This is a genomic window from Roseomonas sp. E05 (assembly GCF_030063475.1).
GTDB lineage: Bacteria > Pseudomonadota > Alphaproteobacteria > Acetobacterales > Acetobacteraceae > Pseudoroseomonas.
This window is the reverse complement of the sequence record NZ_JASIRT010000034.1, coordinates 34,875-53,273: the sequence shown is the minus strand read 5'-3', so window position 1 is coordinate 53,273 and position 18,399 is coordinate 34,875. Positions and strand designations below refer to the sequence as shown.

The window sequence follows — 18,399 nt, the reverse complement described above, 5'->3', positions numbered from 1 at the left end:
ATCCGCAGGCGCGCTCGCCCGGCGGAACGGCTCCGGGCGGGCTACGCCCACCCTCCGCCGCACCGCCGGGCGCTCATCATAATTGCCGATTACCGCTCATCGTAATCGCCGGGCGCCAGGCGCCGGAGGTCCAGTCCGGCCTGCTAAGGATGAGCGCGGCGATGATCTATCGGGCACTGGCGGCGTACGGGAGAAGGCAACGGGGCGGAGGCGCTGGCGGGCGTCGCCCTGACGGGGCGCGCTTCGATGGCGGCCGGGCGTAAGGACGGGACCATGGCATCAGCGATCGCCGCAGGCGTGGCCGATTGACCTCCGCGTGTGCGGGGACGGGCCTTGCGGCTGGCTCCTGACGTCGCTGAGGTACGGGTGACCCCCGCGTGTGCGGGGACGGGGCGTCGGGCGCAGTCCCGCCGCCGCCAGCCGGCGGGTGACCCCCGCCTGTGCGGGGACGGGGGCGCGGCACGTCAGCCGAGTACGCCTCGGCAGCGGGTGACCCCCGCGTGTGCGGGGACGGGGGCGAGATGCAGCCCCTGGTTGGCGTGCTGGTCGGGTGACCCCCGCGTGTGCGGGGACGGGAGCGGCAAGAAGCTGCGCGAATTCGTCTATGACGGGTGACCCCCGCGTGTGCGGGGACGGGCAGGTCGGAACGGGCAGCCGCAGCACGAATGTCGGGTGACCCCCGCGTGTGCGGGGACGGGCATATGAGCAAGGCTGGCGCCAGCAACGATGACGGGTGACCCCCGCGTGTGCGGGGACGGGGACCGCACCGCCGTCCCCTCCCGACAACCGATCGGGTGACCCCCGCGTGTGCGGGGACGGGGCGGCCGGGCCGAGCCCTCCGGCAGGTAGGTGCGGGTGACCCCCGCGTGTGCGGGGACGGGATCACCAGGCCGGGCCGGTGGCCGTCGATCAGCGGGTGACCCCCGCGTGTGCGGGGACGGGCAGATCACTGGGTATGCCTCTTGATGCTGAACCGGGTGACCCCCGCGTGTGCGGGGACGGGCGGTGCTGGTGCGGCCGGCCTCGTCCAGAAGGCGGGTGACCCCCGCGTGTGCGGGGACGGGGTCTCAGGGACAGTCAGGCAGTACACGTCGCTCGGGTGACCCCCGCGTGTGCGGGGACGGGTGCTTGCGGATGCGAGCAATCTTCGCGTGGACCGGGTGACCCCCGCGTGTGCGGGGACGGGTTGCTCAGAACCGTGGCATGACTCCAGAACAGCGGGTGACCCCCGCGTGTGCGGGGACAGGTTCCGCCAAGAGAAAGCACGGCGGCGTCGAAGCGGGTGACCCCCGCGTGTGCGGGGACGGGTCCCGCAGGATCGCCCGGTCCTCATTCCACATCGGGTGACCCCCGCGTGTGCGGGGACGGGACCTGCTCGAAGAGGGATTCCAGTTCGGATGCCGGGTGACCCCCGCGTGTGCGGGGACGGGTGCGCCAGACGCTCTAGGTCATCCGTCGCGGCCGGGTGACCCCCGCGTGTGCGGGGACGGGTTCGACCTGGGCGACGCGCTCGATGGCGACGCCGGGTGACCCCCGCGTGTGCGGGGACGGGGGCGAGATGGCGCCGCTGCCCGACCGGAGCGGCGGGTGACCCCCGCGTGTGCGGGGACGGGTGCCTCGCGGGGTCTCCTCCAACTCCGCGATCCGGGTGACCCCCGCGTGTGCGGGGACGGGGCGATGAAGCCCTCGAAGCGCGCCCATCTCGGCAGGGTGACCCCCGCGTGTGCGGGGACGGGTCTTTTTGTCCACGCCGTAGCGCTCCGACGCCTGGGTGACCCCCGCGTGTGCGGGGACGGGGCCGCGCCTGCTGCGCTGCAATGGGCGCGAGCCGGGTGACCCCCGCGTGTGCGGGGACGGGCTCAGGACGAAGCGGCGTGTTGAGCTTCTGTCCGGGTGACCCCCGCGTGTGCGGGGACGGGCCGCCAGCGCCGAGGCGAACTCGGCCCAACTGCGGGTGACCCCCGCGTGTGCGGGGACGGGTGCTTGAGGCCCCGGAAATTGCAGGGGGCGCCCGGGTGACCCCCGCGTGTGCGGGGACGGGGGCGGCGAAGTCGTCGTCGGTTTCCAGGAAGGCGGGTGACCCCCGCGTGTGCGGGGACGGGCCGACGTGGAGCGCCTCACGCGAGGCATCGACCGGGTGACCCCCGCGTGTGCGGGGACGGGGCCACGCCATGGAGGCAAGCCGTTCTTCCTCACGGGTGACCCCCGCGTGTGCGGGGACGGGACCGCCTGGATCACCTCGCAGAGATGATCCGCCGGGTGACCCCCGCGTGTGCGGGGACGGGCGGACTCCCCCAACTACTACCACTTCCCCAGTCGGGTGACCCCCGCGTGTGCGGGGACGGGGGGGAAGCCGTGAAGGCGACCGCCTTTTTATCCGGGTGACCCCCGCGTGTGCGGGGACGGGTTTGTCTTAGTAACCTTAACAAAGACTCGGCACGGGTGACCCCCGCGTGTGCGGGGACGGGGTACTGACGAGGCTTTGATGGCTGCCGCGATCCGGGTGACCCCCGCGTGTGCGGGGACGGGGCTGTAGCGGTCGCCTTCCAGGCCGCCGGATGCGGGTGACCCCCGCGTGTGCGGGGACGGGAACGGAATGCGCGCGGCAAACTCGTTCCAGTCCGGGTGACCCCCGCGTGTGCGGGGACGGGGTGGGTGAATACGCCCAGCGCGGACAGGGCAGCGGGTGACCCCCGCGTGTGCGGGGACGGGAGAAAAGAGACCAGTATCTCGCGCCCACGGATCGGGTGACCCCCGCGTGTGCGGGGACGGGCCAGTGGTTCCACCTCGCCTCGCACTCGCTGTCGGGTGACCCCCGCGTGTGCGGGGACGGGGGGGCCGCGCCCTTGGACAACTCGGCCACCGTCGGGTGACCCCCGCGTGTGCGGGGACGGGCATTGTCGGCGCGCACAGATTCCAGAGGCACGCGGGTGACCCCCGCGTGTGCGGGGACGGGTGCTCCAGCCAGTTCAGTCGTTCAGTATCAGTCGGGTGACCCCCGCGTGTGCGGGGACGGGGGCTGCACTTGCTGGCGACCCAGTGATATCCGCGGGTGACCCCCGCGTGTGCGGGGACGGGGAGACCAGCTTGTCGACGGCCTCGAAATACTCCGGGTGACCCCCGCGTGTGCGGGGACGGGGAGATCACGAGCGCCGTCGCGGTGCCGGATCGCGGGTGACCCCCGCGTGTGCGGGGACGGGTCCACGGGTCAGGATCTCCAGGTCGTCATACTCGGGTGACCCCCGCGTGTGCGGGGACGGGGGCGGTGAGCTACCCAGGATGATCTCCAGCCGCGGGTGACCCCCGCGTGTGCGGGGACGGGCTCGTACCCCTTGTATCGGGTCACGCCACTGACGGGTGACCCCCGCGTGTGCGGGGACGGGGAGTGTACGGCAAAGGAGAAGTCGCTCGGCATCGGGTGACCCCCGCGTGTGCGGGGACGGGCTGGCCGCAAACTCCGCCTGATACGCAGCCTGCGGGTGACCCCCGCGTGTGCGGGGACGGGTATTCCTGGAACCTTCTGAAAAAGCGCGGCTTTTCAGAGACATTCAGCATCACCGAATGTTGTTCACATCTGATGTGGCTGTCAATGAGCTGCGGAGGTGGCCTAATTGGAGGCCAAGGGCGGCCGGAATCCGACGAGCGGGAAGCCGTCGAAGTCGAGTGGAAGGCGCCTGTTCCCCCCTGCGGTCCGGAACCTGAAGCCAGCCTCTTCGGAGGGCATGGCTTCGACCATCACCGCATTCCCCTGGCCGAGGTCCGATGCGATCTCGCTCCAGATGCGGTCGCGGAGCCTCGGTGATGCCTTGCCCACGAACACGCCGGCCCGGACCTCCAGAAACCAAAGCGACAGCCTGCCCCGTAGGCGATCCGGGGCATTCTCAAGAACGATGACCAGCATCGCCCGTCGCCTCCTCGTCGTCGAAGGCGATGGGCATGGCTTCCGGTGCGGGGGCGGGAGGAACAAGGCCCTCGACGCTCAGGACATCTTCGATCAACGGGACCAGGCGCTGAAGGATGCGCCCTGCGCGGAACGCATCGCGGCACGCGAGCCTGACCGCGCGTTCGGGATTTTCCGGCTTTTCCGCGGCAACTCTGAACGCCAGCGGCGCCACCGTCTCGAACTTCAGCAGATCGCCGATGTCGAAGACGAAGGAACGCGCCTTTCCGGTGTGGAGGAAGCCGATGCTGGGCGCATAGCCCGCCGCGAGGATGGCCGCCTCGCACACGCCGTAGAGGCAGGCGTTCGCCGCGCTCAGGCAGATGTTGGGCAGGTCCTTGCCGAGGCTCCCACCCCGGCGGGGATCATAATCCCTGCCATGCCACCTGACATGGTGCTTGGCGGCCAGGTTCTCGTAGATGCGCTTGACCCTGGACGCCTCGATTCCGCGCAGCTGGTCGAGGCTCCTCTTGGCAGGCGGATCCTCGCCAAAGCGCAGCGCATACATCTTGCGCACGACCGCGAGGCGCAGCCCGTCGTCGAGGGCGAGCCGAGCCTGGTGGAGCAGCCGCTCGGACCTGGCACCGCCAGGCTGACCGGCGGCGTAGAAGCGGACTCCGCCGTCGCCGGTCCAGATCAACAGGCACCCGACCTGCGCGGCAAGCCTGACCGCCGCATGGGTAACGACCGTTCCGGGTTCGAGGAACAGACAGGTCAGGGAGCCAATCGGGATCTGGACCCGAATACCCTCGCCGTCCACCAGCACGAAAGCACCGTCTTCGACGTCCAGCCGCCCCATTGACAGCCAGACGTAGGAGGATCTGGCTTTGATGGGGATGGGACGAGCGGGTGTGCTTCCCGGGAGTACGGTCACGCGGCCCGCCGCACGAGGAGAAGGCCGCACCCGTATGCCTTGCCGCCGCCGATGCCATCGAGCATCGCCGCACGGAGGATGTCTGGGTCGCGCACGGTGCCCGTTCCGACCACGTCCGTCGTGGCGATGACGACGGGCTGGCTGTAGCCGTTCGGCGAGTGCCCGAAGCGGCGCTTGTCGTACGCTTGGACGGTCATCGCCTCGGCCGTGGCGTCCAGCCCCGCGCGGGCGAGCCGCGCCTCCAGCCAGGGCGGCACGACCTGGGCGGCAACCTGCGCCGAGGTGCCCTCCATGCCCTCCCGGCGCGCGCGGTCCACGATGCAGTGGGCGGAGCTGCGCGCCTTCCCGGTCCCCGCACGGCTCTTCACCGTCGCGTTGACGCGGATGGACCACTCGACCCGGTCACCCGCGGCGAGCGCGCCGAGCAGCCGCAGCGGCTTGATGTCCAGGTCCCACAGGTTGTGGTCGTCCCGCGGTTCCTCGGCGGAGGCGACGAGGATGGGGGCGGCCGCGGTGGGCCCGGTCATCCGATACAGGAAGCGGCGCTCGCCCCCGCGGTCGCCGAACAGGGACCAGACGAGGTGGTGCCCCTGCCCGATGGAGGCGGAGGCCCCGGCCAGGAAAGCCGCGAGCGCGCCGGTCCCGCCGCGCTCGGAGGACCTCAGGGAAGCCTTGGTGAGGAACATGCGCTTCACTCCTCGTCCGCGCTTTCGAAGAAGCCGAGCGCCTCCGCCCCGGCCGCGGTGGCCGGGGCGGGCCTCACGGTTTTCCACGCCTCCAGCCGCGGGCGGAAGCGCCAGGCGTCGCGCGAGGCGGGGTCGTCCACCACCGGCCGCGCCTGGCCATCCGCGGGAGCGCCGGGGAAGCCCACGTCCCAGCACAGCCGATAGCCGCCGCGGTCCGCCCGGGCCAGCATCCGGCGCAGGTCGTCCAGCGCCCAGCGGAGCGGCCCGCGCGGGTCCAGGTCCGGCACCGCCGCGTAGCCGTCCGCCGCCCCCATCAGGCCGCCCGCCAGGATCTCGGGCGAGGGCGGCAGCGCCAGCGGGAACTCCCGCCTGCCCAGGGAGAGCAGGTAGCGCGGCGCGCGCAGCGCCTCGAGCAGCCCGCCCAGGTCGATGCCGCCGCCGGGCCGGGCAGCGACGAACACGCGCCATAGCGCGTCCTCGACGTGCTGGCGCACGCCGATGCGGGTGGTGCCGACCCCGGCCTGCAGCGCATCGCGCCGCGTCGCCCACGGGCCGGTGCCGCGGGGCGGCTTGGGGTTGGTCTGCGCAGTTCTGAAGTCGGCTGCGAGGCGGAGCTCGCCGTGCGACGCCGAGGCCACCCAAACTCCCTCGGAGAGCCGGGCGATGTCCGCCGCGCGGGCGTGCCCGTAGCCGAGTGCGGCGCTGAGGATGCCGATCACCGCGCCGCGCCCCGGCCGCGTGTCGGAGGGCCGCTCGCCGCCGGAGGCCGACGGGTTCCCCCAGGCGGCCATGGCGCCGTGCAGCCGGAAACAGAGGACGGCGTCGTCCATGGCCTCAGGCGGCCCCGGCCGCAGCCAGCGCGGCTAGGTCGGCCATGGAGCCCTGGCCGCCGAGCACGTCCATCGTTCGGCGCTCCCACTTCGTGCCGTAGGCCCGGTCGAACCCCTCGGCCAGCTGCGTGGCGCGCTTGGACGCCTCGGCGAGCTGGTCCTCTTTGGTGATGGGGTTCAGGAAGGCGGTGGCGAGGCTGACCGGGGTGGAGGCGCCGCGCTCGACCATCATCCAGGCGGCCCGGCTGTGCGAGCCGAAGCCTGCGCGCTTGCCCGCGGGGGACACCGTGCCGAGTGCCTCCACCAGGGCCGCCGCGGCCTGTGCGGCCAGATCCGTGTCGCCGCCGAGGTTCCGCGCGAGCTGCTCCATGTCGACGCGCGCGTAGCCGTAGAAGAGGCCGGAGGTGAAGAAGGCGTCGCCCATGAAGCCGCTGGCGACCTCCTCGGCATCGACGCCGCGGTCGTCCACGGCAACGTAGAAGTCCGCCTCCACCTCCGCCTTCCCGACCGTGAAGGGGTGCGCCACGTCGGCCGCGGCGGTCATCCGTACAGTCTCGGCCTCGTCCGCCAGCATGCGGCCGAACAGCCCGACGTCTACGGCGCGCACGGTCGGCTGGAGCAGGATCTCGCGTTCGATCGCGGTGCCCGAGGCGACGGCCTTGCGGACGGCGTCAACGGCTTGGTGGAGCTCCTCGGGCGAGATGAAGGCGAGCTGGCGGATGTTTCCCGGCTTCTCCGGGTCGAGCTTGCCGAACCCGGCGACGGCGGGCGCCATCGCCGCGGAGACCTTCGCCTCGTCCAGGTCCTCGCCCGCGCACAGGCGCTCCACGATCATCTCGCCGATGCGCCGGGTGCGCACGCCCAGCTGGCCGCCCGCGGCGAAGCGGTCGAGGAACAGGTCGGAGGTGCGCACCGCGCGCTTGAGCGAGGCGCTCGAGACGCGCGCGCGGACGGCGCCGCCGTAGCGCATGGTCTTCGGGCGCCCGTCGCGGCCGCGCACCAGGCAGGAGGCGGGGTAGGCGGCGAGGAAGTGGATCTGCAGGTTGTCGGCCATCGTGCTGGTCCTCCGTTCGGATTTCGGTTCGCGGGTGCCTGCCGGGTGCCGCCTCAGGCGGCGTCGGCCTTCTCGTCCGGCGGGAGCGCCGCGTAATACTCCATCGCCCAGTCCGTTTTCGCCTCGTCCCACCGGCGCATGGCACGCAGGACGTGCCCGGGGTCGAGCACGGGTTCGCCGCCGCCGAGCAGCGGCAACAGGGAGAGCAGCGTGCGGCACGCCTCGTCCTCGTCGGGCGAGGCAAGCAGGATGTTGGCGCGGACCCTGCCGACGGCGGGCGCGCGTCCCCCCTCCGGGACCTGCGCCATGAGGCGCGGGACACGCCCCAGGGTCGGTGGTTCGGCCCCCGCCCGCGACGCCCGCGACATGACGAGGGCTGTCCGGGCGAGCGCCTCGATGTCCTTTCCGTGGGCCGCCTCGACCCCGGCCGCCGCGACCTGCGGGAAGACCATGCGCAGCAGGCGCCCGAAGGGCCAGGTCAGCATCACCTCGCCTGGCGTGGAGCAGCGCCGCATCTCCGCGAGCGCCGCGGCGTTGGCCTTCCTCTCCTTGCCCTCGGCCTGCGACCCGCGAAGCCAGGCGTGCCACTCGTTGATCCTGCGGGCGGTCTCGCCGCGCCGCGGTGCCGTGTCGCTCAATTCCGCTTCTCCTTGCCCGCCTTGCCCTTCGTCTTCCCGGCCTTGCGCTCCGGCACCGGCAGCTGCAGCGGCGTCCGCACGGTTGGCCAGAACGGGATCCCGTGCAGCGCGTCGCGGCGCCCCGCGAAGTGCGCCGGGTCCTGGTCGACGGAGCTCTCCGTCAGCCGGTCGAAGACCTCGACGGCGGCGCGCCGCAGCTCGGCCGCGAAGCGCTCCCGCGCCCCGGGCATCGCCGCCTCGCCGCCGTCGGGTTCCGAGAACGCCTCCGAGGCTGCGTCGAACAGCGCGTCCGCCGCGCGCTCGGTCCCCGCCCAGAAGGTAGAGGCGGCCTCGTCCAGGACGTCCCCCATCGCCTTCCAGTCGTCCTGCGAGGGGGAGCGCCGCAGTGCGAGGCCGAGCTGGAATCGGAGCCCGAGCCGCGCCTGCTCGGCGGCGCCCGCCGCGCCCCGCATCTCCCTCTCGACCACCGCCTCGCACTTCTCCGGGGCCAAGCGGTAGGGCTGCACCGAATCCAGGTAGCCGAGGACCTTGGCATTGTCGCAGCGCGCCCCGTAGGCGTGCAGGCGGACGAGCCGCTCCCCGCCGAGGCGTCGTGCCCGGCCGCCGGGGTCTGTCCAGGCCCGGACGATCCGCGCGGCCTGGCCGTCCTCGCCCGGATCGGCGACCAGCCCAGCGCGGTGGCGCCAGCCGATGCCGTCCGGGAAGCCGATGGCGCGGAGCGGGGTGAGGGGCGCCTTGTTGGCGCCGCCCTTCCGGTAGGGCGTCAGCGGGTGCGTCCACAGCTCGCTGGGATAGGACGGGCCACCGTCCTTCTCCCGTACCCCTTCGATCAGCGCCGCGTCCCGCTCGCCGGTGAGCGGGCAGGTTCCACGCGCCGTTGCGTCCGGCAGGAGGAAGCGGCGGGGCACCGCCCAATAGAGGGTCGTCGCGGGGTGGGAGGCGCGCCCGATAACGTCCGAGGGCTGGTGGTCCGCCGTCCAGGGGTAGCGCAGTTCCGGCGCGTCCCGTTCGGCGCCGAGGGCGCGGAACTCGCCGGCCGGCAGGACCAGCGCCCAGGCGCGGCGGAACAGCGTGTCCCCCGCGACCGGGACGGTTCGCAGCGGCCCCCCGCCCGAAAGCGAGGTGCGGTAGCCGCGTCCGCCGCCGTGCGCGTGCGCCTGCATTGCGTAAAGCGCGACCATTGCCCCCGCCTCGGACATCGCCAGGGCGCCGCTGCTTGGAACGGCGTGGAATAGCTTTGCCATTGGCCGCAACTCCGCGTCGGCAAGGCGGCGGTCCTGGAAGGCGGGCCTTTCGCCGCGCAGGCCGAACATCGGTGCCGCAGCCTCGAAGCGAGCCCTCAATGCCGCGGGGGAGGGCGGGTCGCGCCACACCGTTGCCCATTCGGCTTCGTCCGCGGGGGCCGCGAAGACCTGCAGAAAGCCGGCCAGCATCTCCAGGCCTACCGCGTTCAGCAGGTTATCGGCGAGCGCCAGGGAGACGGGCATGCGACCGTCCTCCGTCCCCGCTATCTCCCACGGCGCGATCATGGCCCTGCCGCCGCCCGCGAGAACAGCGGGCAGGTAGCGCGATAGCAGGTAGTTGCCGTTAGCCATGGAAGTCCCTCCAGTACGACACCGCAGGAAGCCGCCCACCGAGTCTATCGGCAGGCGCTACAAACACTTCATATTTCGATTTCGAAATATGTCAACTGGGGGCAGGAAGGGGTCCCCCGCCTTCGCGGGGACGGTGCCGCGACTGGCACCGGGGTGCGCTAGAAACACGGGCGACCGCGCCTGGCGGCGCGACAAGGAGGAACCATTGGCAAATTCGGGGAAGTTAGCAAGCGGGAAGGGCGGCCTGCCCTGGGTTGTGCGCTACTGGGGCAAGGCCCGCCCAGCCGAAGGGGCCCCCCACGGCTGGCACCCGCTCGCCTGGCACAGCCTCGACGTCGCCGCCTGCGTCGAGGCGCTGCTGGAGGCGAGGCCTTCGCTCCGGGCGGCGCTCGTGCGGGCGCTCGGACAAGAACCTTCCCCCGCCACCGAGGCCGCCGCCACCGCGCTGGCCGTCCGGCTCGGCGTCGGGCATGACGTCGGCAAGTTCCCGGACGGCTTTCAGAGCGTATCGCCAGACGCCTGCGAGGCGATCGGCACCGCCCCGGCGGCCGGTCCATCCCGGGGCGAGTGGCGGCACGACAATGTCGGCCTCCTCGCCCTGCTGGGCGACAGCCTCTGCGAAGGACTGACGCAGGACCTGTTTGGGGGCGAGGCGGATCCCTTCGACGTCCTGCCGCTGTTGGCCTCCGCCGCGGCCTGCCACCACGGCCGCCCGACCGATGTCAGCCGGATCGAGGACGCCCGCGGACCGTCGCGCCTGCTCGGCCGCTCCTGGGAGGACGCCCGCGCGTTTCTCCTTGCCTCCTCCGCGCTCGTCGGCGGCGCGCCCCTCCTGCCCGGGGACGGCCGCCAGGCGGCCAGGGCATCGATGATCCTCGCCGGGATCGTCAACGTGGCGGACTGGCTCGGCTCCGGCGCGCCCTACGCCTCGCCGCGCCACGCGCCCGAGCGTTACTGGCGGTACGCCCGCAGGTCGGCGCGCCGGGCCGTACGGCGCGCGGGCCTCGTCGCGGCGAGCCCACGGCCGGAGGGGGGCTTCCGGCAGCTCTACCCGGGCAAGGCGCCGACGCCGCTGCAGATGACCGCCGACACCCTGGAACTGCCTGCGGGACCGATCCTGGTCGTGGTCGAGGAGGCCGCCGGCGGGGGGAAGACCGAGGCCGCCATGGCGCTCGCCTCGCGCATGCTCGCCGCGGGGAAGGGCAGCGGCGTCTACATGGCCCTGCCCACCACGGCGACCGCGGACGCGCAGGCGGTGCGCCAGGCCGAGATCGCCTCCCTGTTGTACGAGGAGGGGAATGCCCCGCCCTCCGTGATGCTGGCCCATTCCGCGGCCACCGACGGCGTCCTGGCGGAGAGCGACCGGGAGCGGCTGGCCTGGCTCTCCGACGACCGCCGCCGCCGCCTGCTCTCCGACCTCTGCGTCGGGACGGTCGATCAGGCGCTGCTGGCGGCCCTGCCTTCCAAGTTCGCCGCCGTCCGCATCCTGGGCCTGGTGGGGAAGGTGCTCGTCATCGACGAGGCGCACGCCTACGACAGCTACACTGGGACGCTTCTGGCGGCGCTGTTGGAACTGCACGCCGCGCTCGGCGGATCGGCGGTCCTGCTCAGCGCAACACTGCCGCGGGAAACCAAGGCCGCCTTGTGCGCCGCCTTCGCCCGCGGGGCGGGGCTGCCGGGGCCGGAGGAGGAAGTCCTCGCCCGCCCGGCCTTCCCGCTGGTCACCGTGGTATCGGGCGACGGCACCCGCGCGGAGGAACCGGATCCGGCGCCGCGCGCACCACCCGACAAAGAAATCGCCTTCGTGCGCTCGGAGGCGGAGGCGGAGGAGGCTATCCTGGCGGCGGTGCGGGAGGGCCTCTGCGTCGCCTGGGTCCGGAACACGGTGGACCAAGCGATCGCCAGTGGACGAGCCCTGCTGGCGCGCCACCCCGATGTCACGGTGCTGCATTCGCGGTTCCCGGAGAGCGACCGGGGTCGCGTCACCGGGGAGATCCTGCGGCGCTTCGGGCGCGCCTCGGGCGGCGGGGAGCGGTGCGGCGGGGTCGTCGTCGCCACGGCGGTCATTGAGCAGAGCCTGGACCTCGACTTCGACCTGATCGTGGTGGACCTGAAGCCGGTCGAGGGCATTGTCCAGACTCTCGGCCGCGCCCGGCGCCACGCGCGCGACGCGCGGGGGAACCCACTGCCCGACGGCGCGCCGGACCAGCGCCCTCACCGCCCCATGCTGGTGCTCTCGCCGGACCACCGCGGGGAACTGGAGGAGTCCTGGTACCGTCAGGCGCTGGGGCATGCCGATTTCGTCCACCGGGACACCGGCGTGCTGTGGCGCACGGCCGATGCCCTGGCCCGCTCCGGGTGGGTGCGCTACGCCGAGGCGCGCAGGCTGGTGGAGGAAGTGCGGGACCCCGAGGCGTACGGCATCGTCACGCCGGACTGCTTCGCGAGCGCCTCGGAGCGGGCCGTCGGCGAGGGTTACGCGGATGCGGGCATTGCGAAGACCACCATCAACGAATGGAACGCCGACCGCGGCTATATCCACGGGGGTATCTCCTGGGACGATGAGCGCGTCCCAACGAGGTTGGGGGACAGCGTCGAGGTCATCCTGGTCCGTGCGGGCGAGGGCGGCAGGGTGCGGCCCTACCTGCAGGGAGGCACCTGGTCCTCCGGGAACCTCCGCCTCCGGGCGAACCTGGCCGCCCGGCTGCCGGCGCTGGACGGGGCGGTGCTACCGGACCGACTGGCCCGTTTGGCCCGGCACGCGAAAGTGGTGGCGCTGCCCCCGGATGGGATCGGCACCGGGTTCCGCGTCACCTGCTTCGCGGGCTTGGAATGGGAGGTAGTGGGCGGGGAGAGCCCGGACTAAAGCGCGGGGATAGGGTACTCTCGAGGCGACTCATTGAAATCCGAATCTGTGACGAAACGTCGGTGGCTCCGCAGCCACCAAAATTCGCTCTTGATTACATATGCTTCCAGGAACACTCGTCCCCGCATGCGCGGGGGTCATCCGCCGACCGCGGCGATCATGCTGAGGGCCGCGACCTCGTCCCCGCATGCGCGGGGGTCATCCGCAGCGCCGTTCGCGCGTCTGCGGCTGCACAGCCTCGTCCCCGCATGCGCGGGGGTCATCCGATCCGCGCCTCGACGATCATCAACAGCACCGTCTCGTCCCCGCATGCGCGGGGGTCATCCGCGGGCCATCCAGCGGTCGCGGTCCTCGGCCGCCTCGTCCCCGCATGCGCGGGGGTCATCCGGTCGAAGGCACCCTCGACGAGTGGACCGAGGACTCGTCCCCGCATGCGCGGGGGTCATCCGAACGACACCTACGGCGCCTGGCACAAGCCGACCTCGTCCCCGCATGCGCGGGGGTCATCCGATTAAGCGCGGCTTGAAGCGGTGGACGGTAGCCTCGTCCCCGCATGCGCGGGGGTCATCCGCTCGGCTGGCAGAAAGGCATGCGGATCAGCATCTCGTCCCCGCGTGCACGAGGGCATCCGATGTAGCAGCCTCTGCTGTGGCAGCCTCTGCGCATGGCGAGCGTCACCCTGTCCCACGCTCGTCCCACGGGGAAATGAGGGGTGCGGCGGGAGATTGTGGGGCAGAGAGACATGATCGGAGGCGCAGAAAGAGCTCAGAAATCAACCAAATGCCTCTAATCTCCTCCTTCGACGCGGTACTTCTTTGACCTACGGATCTGGGGGTTAGGGGTTCGAATCCTCTCGAGCGCGCCAGATCTTCTCCTTGGAAAACAAGGGGAACCCGAAAAAGCCTGGCCCTTGCGCCGGGCTTTTTCGCGTTCGGGCGTCCCGCGCAGGTCCCACGAAATTGCCCTTTTGCGTGAGATCCGACGCGGCCAGCCTGCGGCCCGGCTCGGAGGTGCCCTGACGCCGCGACGGGCGTCAGAGGCAGTGTCCGGCGCAGCGTTAGGTCAGGCCGCCGTGCTGGCGTGGAGGCGTCCGGTCACGAAAGCCTCCACATCCTCCATGCGGTAGCGGACGGTCTTGTGGCCGAGGCGCACGAAGCGCGGCCCGTCGCCCGTGCAGCGCCAGCGCTCCAGCGCCTTGCGGCTGACGCCGAGCTGGGCGGCCACGTCCTCGGGTGTCAGCAGGGGAGGATGGTGCGGCGCGGGCACGGCGGCACGAATGGCCAGCTTCGGCTGTTCCATGGGGTGTCCTCTGGGTGTGGTCAGAAAAAAAGCGCAGACGCGGAGGGGAGGGCGGCGCGGAGCTGCTCGGCCTTCTGGCGCGCCTGGTCGAGGGTGATGTCGCCGAGGCGGCCGAGCCGGACCTCCCGGGCGCGGCCGCGCTCGTCGGCGTAGTGCAGCCAAAAGGTGATCTGGCCGCTGGCTCTGACCTCCATGATGAAGCCGCGGAGACGGGTGTCGAAGATGCGGAGTTTCCGCGCCCCCGGCGGCACCGGCGGCGGTGCCTTGGTGAGGGCGCGGGTGATCAGCTCGGTGGCCATGCCAGGCCGCCTTTCATCCGGCCGCGAGAAGTGGGGAATGAGCCCCGGCCGCACCAAATGGTGGGCACCGGGGCCCAAGGGTGTGTTCGCGGGCGTGCTTTGAGGCGCAAAAGGGAGAATGGTGGGGAGCGAGCAGGACCCTCTCGCCCCGTCATCCCCATGCTGCTGGCCAGCGGCCTTGGCGTTGCTTCGCGCGCCTCAGTCAGCGGTCAGGCCTGGTGCTGCCGGCGCGCCACCTCGCAGCGGAGCGCGGTGGTGGCGCGCGAGCTGGCGAGGCCGACCAGGTTGCCGGCGGGCCGCGCCAGCGCCGCGTCGATCAGCAGCTGGTCGAGCACCAGCAGCAGCAGGCTGGAGATGACGCCTGACAGCGCGCTCGGGTATCGCTCCCCGCGCCAGTTCATCCGTGCCGCGCTGGCAGTCTGGCCCTGTTCGAGCATTCGGGGGCAACAATAGGTGGCCTTGACCCACGAGGCTGGTCCACTCGGGGCGCAGGTCTTTCGGGCACGGTGACCCCCTGAGGGGGGGGCCAGGAAGCAGAAGCGCCAGACGGGCGAACGGATCACCTCTGCCCTGTCGCAGGCGGCGCGCTTCCACCCCGGAAGTAAGCTGCTGCCTTCAGCCTGCTATCCGGGTGCGGGATAACCCGCGCGCCCGGCCTCCTTTAGCCCGTGCGCACCGCTTCCCGCCGCCGAAGGGTTGTGCGCGCCTTGCCCGCACGGCTGCCCCGTTCCTCTCCTTCCCTGCCCGCCCGCTCGACCGCGGCTTGCCGGCGCTTGACGGGTAGAATGCATTCTGCACAATTATGGAACGGAGGCGTCCAGAATCATGCAAATTGCATTTCCGACCGTCCGCGTGTCGCGTTGCCAGCCGCCGCGTGCCGCCCATGCCCAACCAAGCCGGATGCGCGCCAGCGCATTTCCTGCTGTGCCGGCCGGCAAGATCTCCGATCTTTCCATGACCGGACGGCGCACCCTGCAGGCCTGCGTCGCATGGGCCTGAAGGCCTCGAGCTCCGGCGAAGACGTGTCGGACGCGTCCCTGGCGCCGCTTGAGCAGCTATCGGCTGCCGCGCGGCGGCGGACGACGCCCTGCGGCGCGGGCGCGATGGTCTGGCATCTCTGGGGCGAGGGACCGCCGCTGGTGCTGCTGCATGGCGGTTCAGGCTCCTGGCGGCACTGGGCTCGGAACATCGCTGTGCTGTCGCGCAACCGGACGGTGCTCGCGGCCGATTTACCTGGCCTTGGCGAATCCGCCATGCCCTCCGGGCCGCCGACACCGGAAGAGGTGAGCGCGGTTGTCGCTGGCGGCCTGCAGCGGCTGCTGCCGGAGGGCGTGGCCTGCGACCTGATCGGCTTTTCATTCGGCGCGTTGATCGCCAGTCACACTGCGGCGGCCGCGCCTGCGCACGTACGCTCGCTGACGTTGCTGGGCGCTGGCGCGCTCGGCACGCCGCGCGCCGCTATCCGGCTCGAACGTGTGCGCGACAAGGCCGGTGCGGAACGGGTGGCGGCGCACCGGACCAATCTGGCCCGGCTGATGATCGCCGATCCAGCGCGGATCGACGCGCTGGCTCTGGAGATCCAGGAGTGGAACAGCCGGCACGCCCGACTGACCAGTGTGCCCTTCGCCACGACCACCTCGCTGGGCGAAGCGCTGGCGCGGGTGCCCGTGCCGGTCGGCGCCATCTGGGGCGAGTGCGATGCGCCGGCCGCGCCGGACCTGCCCGGCCGCGTCGCTGCGCTGCGGCGGGTGCGGCCGGATGCGCGGGTGAGGATCATTCCAGGCGCCGGCCACTGGGTGGCCTACGAGGCGCCCGAGGCCGTCCACGCGGCGCTGAACGAATTGCTGCCGGAGCCCGCGGGCCATGCGCCCCGCGCCCGGCCGGAGGGAGGACTCCATGCCGAATGCCACCGAACGTCCCTATGATGGCCTGCGGGTCATCGACCTCACGCATCGCCTGAGCGCCTATGCGACGCGGCTTTTCGCCGATCTCGGTGCCGAGGTGATCCGCGTCGAGCCGCCGCGGGGGCGGGGGGACCGGGGCAGCCCGGCCCTGCCGGGCCTGGGCGGGGATGTTTGCTTCAGCTTCCTGAACGCCAACAAGAAGAGTGTTGGCCTGGACCTGGCGGGCGAGACCGGGCGCGAAGTGCTGGCCGATCTGGTCGCCAGCGCCCAGGTGGTCGTGCTGGAGGGCGAGGAGGCGGCGCTGCTGCCGCTGGTGCTCTCCGTCCCGGGCGCGCGCGTGGTCACCATGGTCTCGCATTTCGGCCTGGACGGCCCCTATGCCGGCTATCTCGGCTCGGACCTGGTGACGCAGTCGCTCGGCGGCATCACCTGGATGTCGGGCGAGCCGGGCGCGCCGCCGCTGCGCATCGCCGGCGGCCAGGCGGGCTTCGTGGCCTCGCTCTACGCCGCGACGGCCACCGCGCTCGCGCTCTACGACGTCGAGGTGAACGGCGGCGGTCCGCACCTGATCGACATCTCCGCACAGGAGGCGATCGCCCATTCGCTGCAGAACGCACTGCAGGTCTGGGATCTGGAAGGCCGTATCTCCATGCGCGGCGGCGAGGGCACGCGCGACGCGACCGAGCAGGTGCTGGCCTGCAAGGACGGGCATGTCTTCCTCGCCAGCCCGCTTGGCATGCCGCTCTCCTGGAAGGCGCTGGTGGACTGGATGGCCGAGGAGGGCCACCCCGGCGGCGAACGCCTGAAAGCGCCCGACTGGATGGACCGCCGCAAGCGCACGACGCGTGCGCTGCGCGACGAGTTCCGCACCCTGTTCGAGTCCTTCGCCGCCGACAAGACCAAGGCCGAGATGCGCGCGGAGGCGCTGAAGCGGCGCCTCATCATGGCACCGGTGAGCGGCATCGCCGACCTGCCGGCGGATCCGCAACTCGTCTTCCGCCGCTACTTCTCCGAATTGCCGCATCCCGCCGCCGGCCGTTCGCTGCGCATGCCCGGCGCGCCCTACCGGCTTTCGGAGCCGGTCTGGAAACTGGACCGGCCGGCGCCGCTGCCGGGCGAGCACAATGGCGAACTCTCCGGCCGTGTCACGCCGCGCGCGGCCGCCGGCTGAGCCGAGGAGCAGAGGCATGAAGGCACAGTTCCTCAAGGGCATCCGCTTCGCCGACCTGACCTGGGCCGGCGCCGGACCGTTCTCCACCAAGATCTTCGCCGATTTCGGTGCCGACGTGATCAAGGTGGAGAGCGCCAGCCGCGCCGATCCGGTGCGGTTGGGCGGCCCCTTCCGCGACGGCATCCCCGGCCTGAACCGCAGCGGCTACTTCGCCTCGCGCAATACGGGAAAGCGCAGCGTGGCGCTGAACCTGAAGTCGGATGAGGGGCGCGCGGTGGTGCACGACCTCATCCGCACCGCGGACGTGGTCAGCAACAATTTCGGCCCGGGCGCCATGGACCGGCTCGGCCTGGGCTACGAGGAGGTGCGCCGCATCCGGCCCGACGTCATCTACCTCTCCATGCCGATGTATGGCGAGGACGGGCCGCTGAAGAACCTGCTCGGCGTCGGCATGACGATCAGCGCCGTCACCGGGCTGATGTCGCTCACCGGCTATCACGACGGCCCACCGCTCGGCCCGGGCACGCATTTCCCCGACCATGCCGCCAATCCCTATCATGCCGCCTTCGCGGTACTGGCGGCGTTGCGACATCGGCGCCGCACCGGGCGCGGCATGAAGATCGACCTGGCGCAGGTGGAGTCCACCATCAACTGCGTGGGCCCCGCCGTGCTGGAACAGGCGATCACCGGGCAGGAGCCGGCGCGGGTGGGCAACCGCTCGCTGGAGCACGCGCCGCACAACGTCTTCCGTTGCCAGGGCGAGGACCGCTGGTGCGCCGTGACCGTGCTGAACGACGCGCAGTGGGAGAGCCTGGCGCGCGTCATCGGCGCCACGGAGCTGGCGGCCGATCCGGGCCTGGCCACCGCTGCCGGCCGTCTCGCGCGGGTTGACGAGGTCGAGGCGGCGGTCGCGCGATGGACGGCGGAGCGCGATGCCGAAACGGTGATGGAGACCCTGCAGGCCCAGGGCATTCCGGCCGGCGTGGTGCATGACCCGCGCAGCCTGATGGAGCGCGATCCGCAACTCCGCCATCGGGGTTACTGGCAGCGCCTGGACCATCCCGAGCTGAAGGAGGCAACCTATACCTCGCCGCCCTTCCGGCTGGATGGCGAGCGCGTGGCGCTGTCGCGGCCGCCGCTGATCGGCGAGCACACGGATGCCGTGCTGAGCGACATCCTTGGCTACGATGCCGCCCGGATCGCCGCACTCCGCGCGGCCGGGACGATCGAGGTGTGAGACCGG

14 protein-coding genes and 2 CRISPR repeat arrays are annotated in these 18,399 nt (G+C 71.9%); of the genes, 4 read left to right on the top strand and 10 right to left on the bottom strand.

What is annotated here, in order from left to right; genetic code table 11:
• Positions 1-302 precede the first annotated feature (302 nt).
• Positions 303-3,505: direct repeats of the CRISPR family, unit length 29 nt; unit sequence CGGGTGACCCCCGCGTGTGCGGGGACGGG.
• 102 nt (positions 3,506-3,607) lie between these two features.
• From cas2e to casA, 7 genes are read right to left on the bottom strand one after another with little or no spacing between them, the layout of a single operon-like run.
• A complete protein-coding gene (gene cas2e / locus QMO56_RS22590; protein WP_283529503.1) occupies positions 3,608-3,901 on the bottom strand; it encodes a type I-E CRISPR-associated endoribonuclease Cas2e in 294 nt (97 codons plus the stop codon).
• Positions 3,882-4,814, bottom strand: coding sequence for a type I-E CRISPR-associated endonuclease Cas1e (gene cas1e / locus QMO56_RS22585; RefSeq protein WP_283529501.1), 933 nt, complete (start codon positions 4,812-4,814; stop codon positions 3,882-3,884). The genes cas2e and cas1e overlap by 20 nt, the downstream gene beginning before the upstream one ends.
• Entirely contained in the window at positions 4,811-5,500 is a 690-nt protein-coding gene (cas6e, locus tag QMO56_RS22580; protein ID WP_283529500.1) for a type I-E CRISPR-associated protein Cas6/Cse3/CasE, read from the bottom strand. Before cas6e ends, cas1e begins: the two co-directional genes overlap by 4 nt.
• A gap of 5 nt (positions 5,501-5,505) precedes the next feature.
• Complete coding sequence (gene cas5e, locus QMO56_RS22575; protein ID WP_283529499.1) at positions 5,506-6,330, bottom strand: type I-E CRISPR-associated protein Cas5/CasD; 825 nt, start codon at positions 6,328-6,330, stop codon at positions 5,506-5,508.
• Between the two features lie 4 nt (positions 6,331-6,334).
• The gene (cas7e, locus tag QMO56_RS22570; RefSeq protein ID WP_283529498.1) at positions 6,335-7,384 is read right to left on the bottom strand and encodes a type I-E CRISPR-associated protein Cas7/Cse4/CasC; all 1,050 of its coding nucleotides are present in this window, start codon (positions 7,382-7,384) and stop codon (positions 6,335-6,337) included.
• Positions 7,385-7,437: 53 nt separating this feature from the next.
• A complete protein-coding gene (casB, locus tag QMO56_RS22565) occupies positions 7,438-8,022 on the bottom strand; it encodes a type I-E CRISPR-associated protein Cse2/CasB (RefSeq protein WP_283529497.1) in 585 nt (194 codons plus the stop codon).
• Complete coding sequence (casA, locus tag QMO56_RS22560) at positions 8,019-9,617, bottom strand: type I-E CRISPR-associated protein Cse1/CasA (protein ID WP_283529496.1); 1,599 nt, start codon at positions 9,615-9,617, stop codon at positions 8,019-8,021. Before casA ends, casB begins: the two co-directional genes overlap by 4 nt.
• Before the next feature lie 205 nt (positions 9,618-9,822).
• On the opposite strand from casA, the gene cas3 reads away from it, so the two are divergent.
• Entirely contained in the window at positions 9,823-12,483 is a 2,661-nt protein-coding gene (gene cas3 / locus QMO56_RS22555) for a CRISPR-associated helicase Cas3' (protein ID WP_283529495.1), read from the top strand.
• A 115-nt stretch (positions 12,484-12,598) separates the two neighbouring features.
• Positions 12,599-13,054: direct repeats of the CRISPR family, unit length 29 nt; unit sequence CTCGTCCCCGCATGCGCGGGGGTCATCCG.
• Between the two features lie 491 nt (positions 13,055-13,545).
• On the opposite strand, the gene QMO56_RS22550 is transcribed toward cas3, so the two are convergent.
• The 3 genes from QMO56_RS22550 to QMO56_RS22540 all read right to left on the bottom strand — a co-directional run bounded on the left by QMO56_RS22550 (position 13,546) and on the right by QMO56_RS22540 (position 14,518).
• Positions 13,546-13,782 carry an AlpA family transcriptional regulator gene (locus QMO56_RS22550; protein WP_283529494.1) on the bottom strand — a complete coding sequence of 79 codons (237 nt, stop codon included), beginning with the start codon at positions 13,780-13,782 and terminating at the stop codon, positions 13,546-13,548.
• A gap of 20 nt (positions 13,783-13,802) precedes the next feature.
• Positions 13,803-14,081 carry an Arm DNA-binding domain-containing protein gene (locus QMO56_RS22545; protein ID WP_283529493.1) on the bottom strand — a complete coding sequence of 93 codons (279 nt, stop codon included), beginning with the start codon at positions 14,079-14,081 and terminating at the stop codon, positions 13,803-13,805.
• 209 nt (positions 14,082-14,290) lie between these two features.
• Positions 14,291-14,518, bottom strand: coding sequence for a hypothetical protein (locus tag QMO56_RS22540; protein WP_283529492.1), 228 nt, complete (start codon positions 14,516-14,518; stop codon positions 14,291-14,293).
• A 552-nt stretch (positions 14,519-15,070) separates the two neighbouring features.
• On the opposite strand from QMO56_RS22540, the gene QMO56_RS22535 reads away from it, so the two are divergent.
• The 3 genes from QMO56_RS22535 to QMO56_RS22525 are packed head-to-tail and all read left to right on the top strand — an operon-like array spanning position 15,071 to position 18,393.
• Positions 15,071-16,006, top strand: coding sequence for an alpha/beta fold hydrolase (locus QMO56_RS22535; protein WP_283529491.1), 936 nt, complete (start codon positions 15,071-15,073; stop codon positions 16,004-16,006).
• Positions 15,978-17,156 (top strand): CoA transferase, encoded by a 1,179-nt coding sequence (locus QMO56_RS22530; protein WP_283529490.1) that lies wholly within the window; start codon positions 15,978-15,980, stop codon positions 17,154-17,156. Before QMO56_RS22535 ends, QMO56_RS22530 begins: the two co-directional genes overlap by 29 nt.
• 16 nt (positions 17,157-17,172) lie before the next feature.
• The gene (locus tag QMO56_RS22525; protein WP_283529489.1) at positions 17,173-18,393 is read left to right on the top strand and encodes a CaiB/BaiF CoA-transferase family protein; all 1,221 of its coding nucleotides are present in this window, start codon (positions 17,173-17,175) and stop codon (positions 18,391-18,393) included.
• Positions 18,394-18,399: the final 6 nt, after the last annotated feature.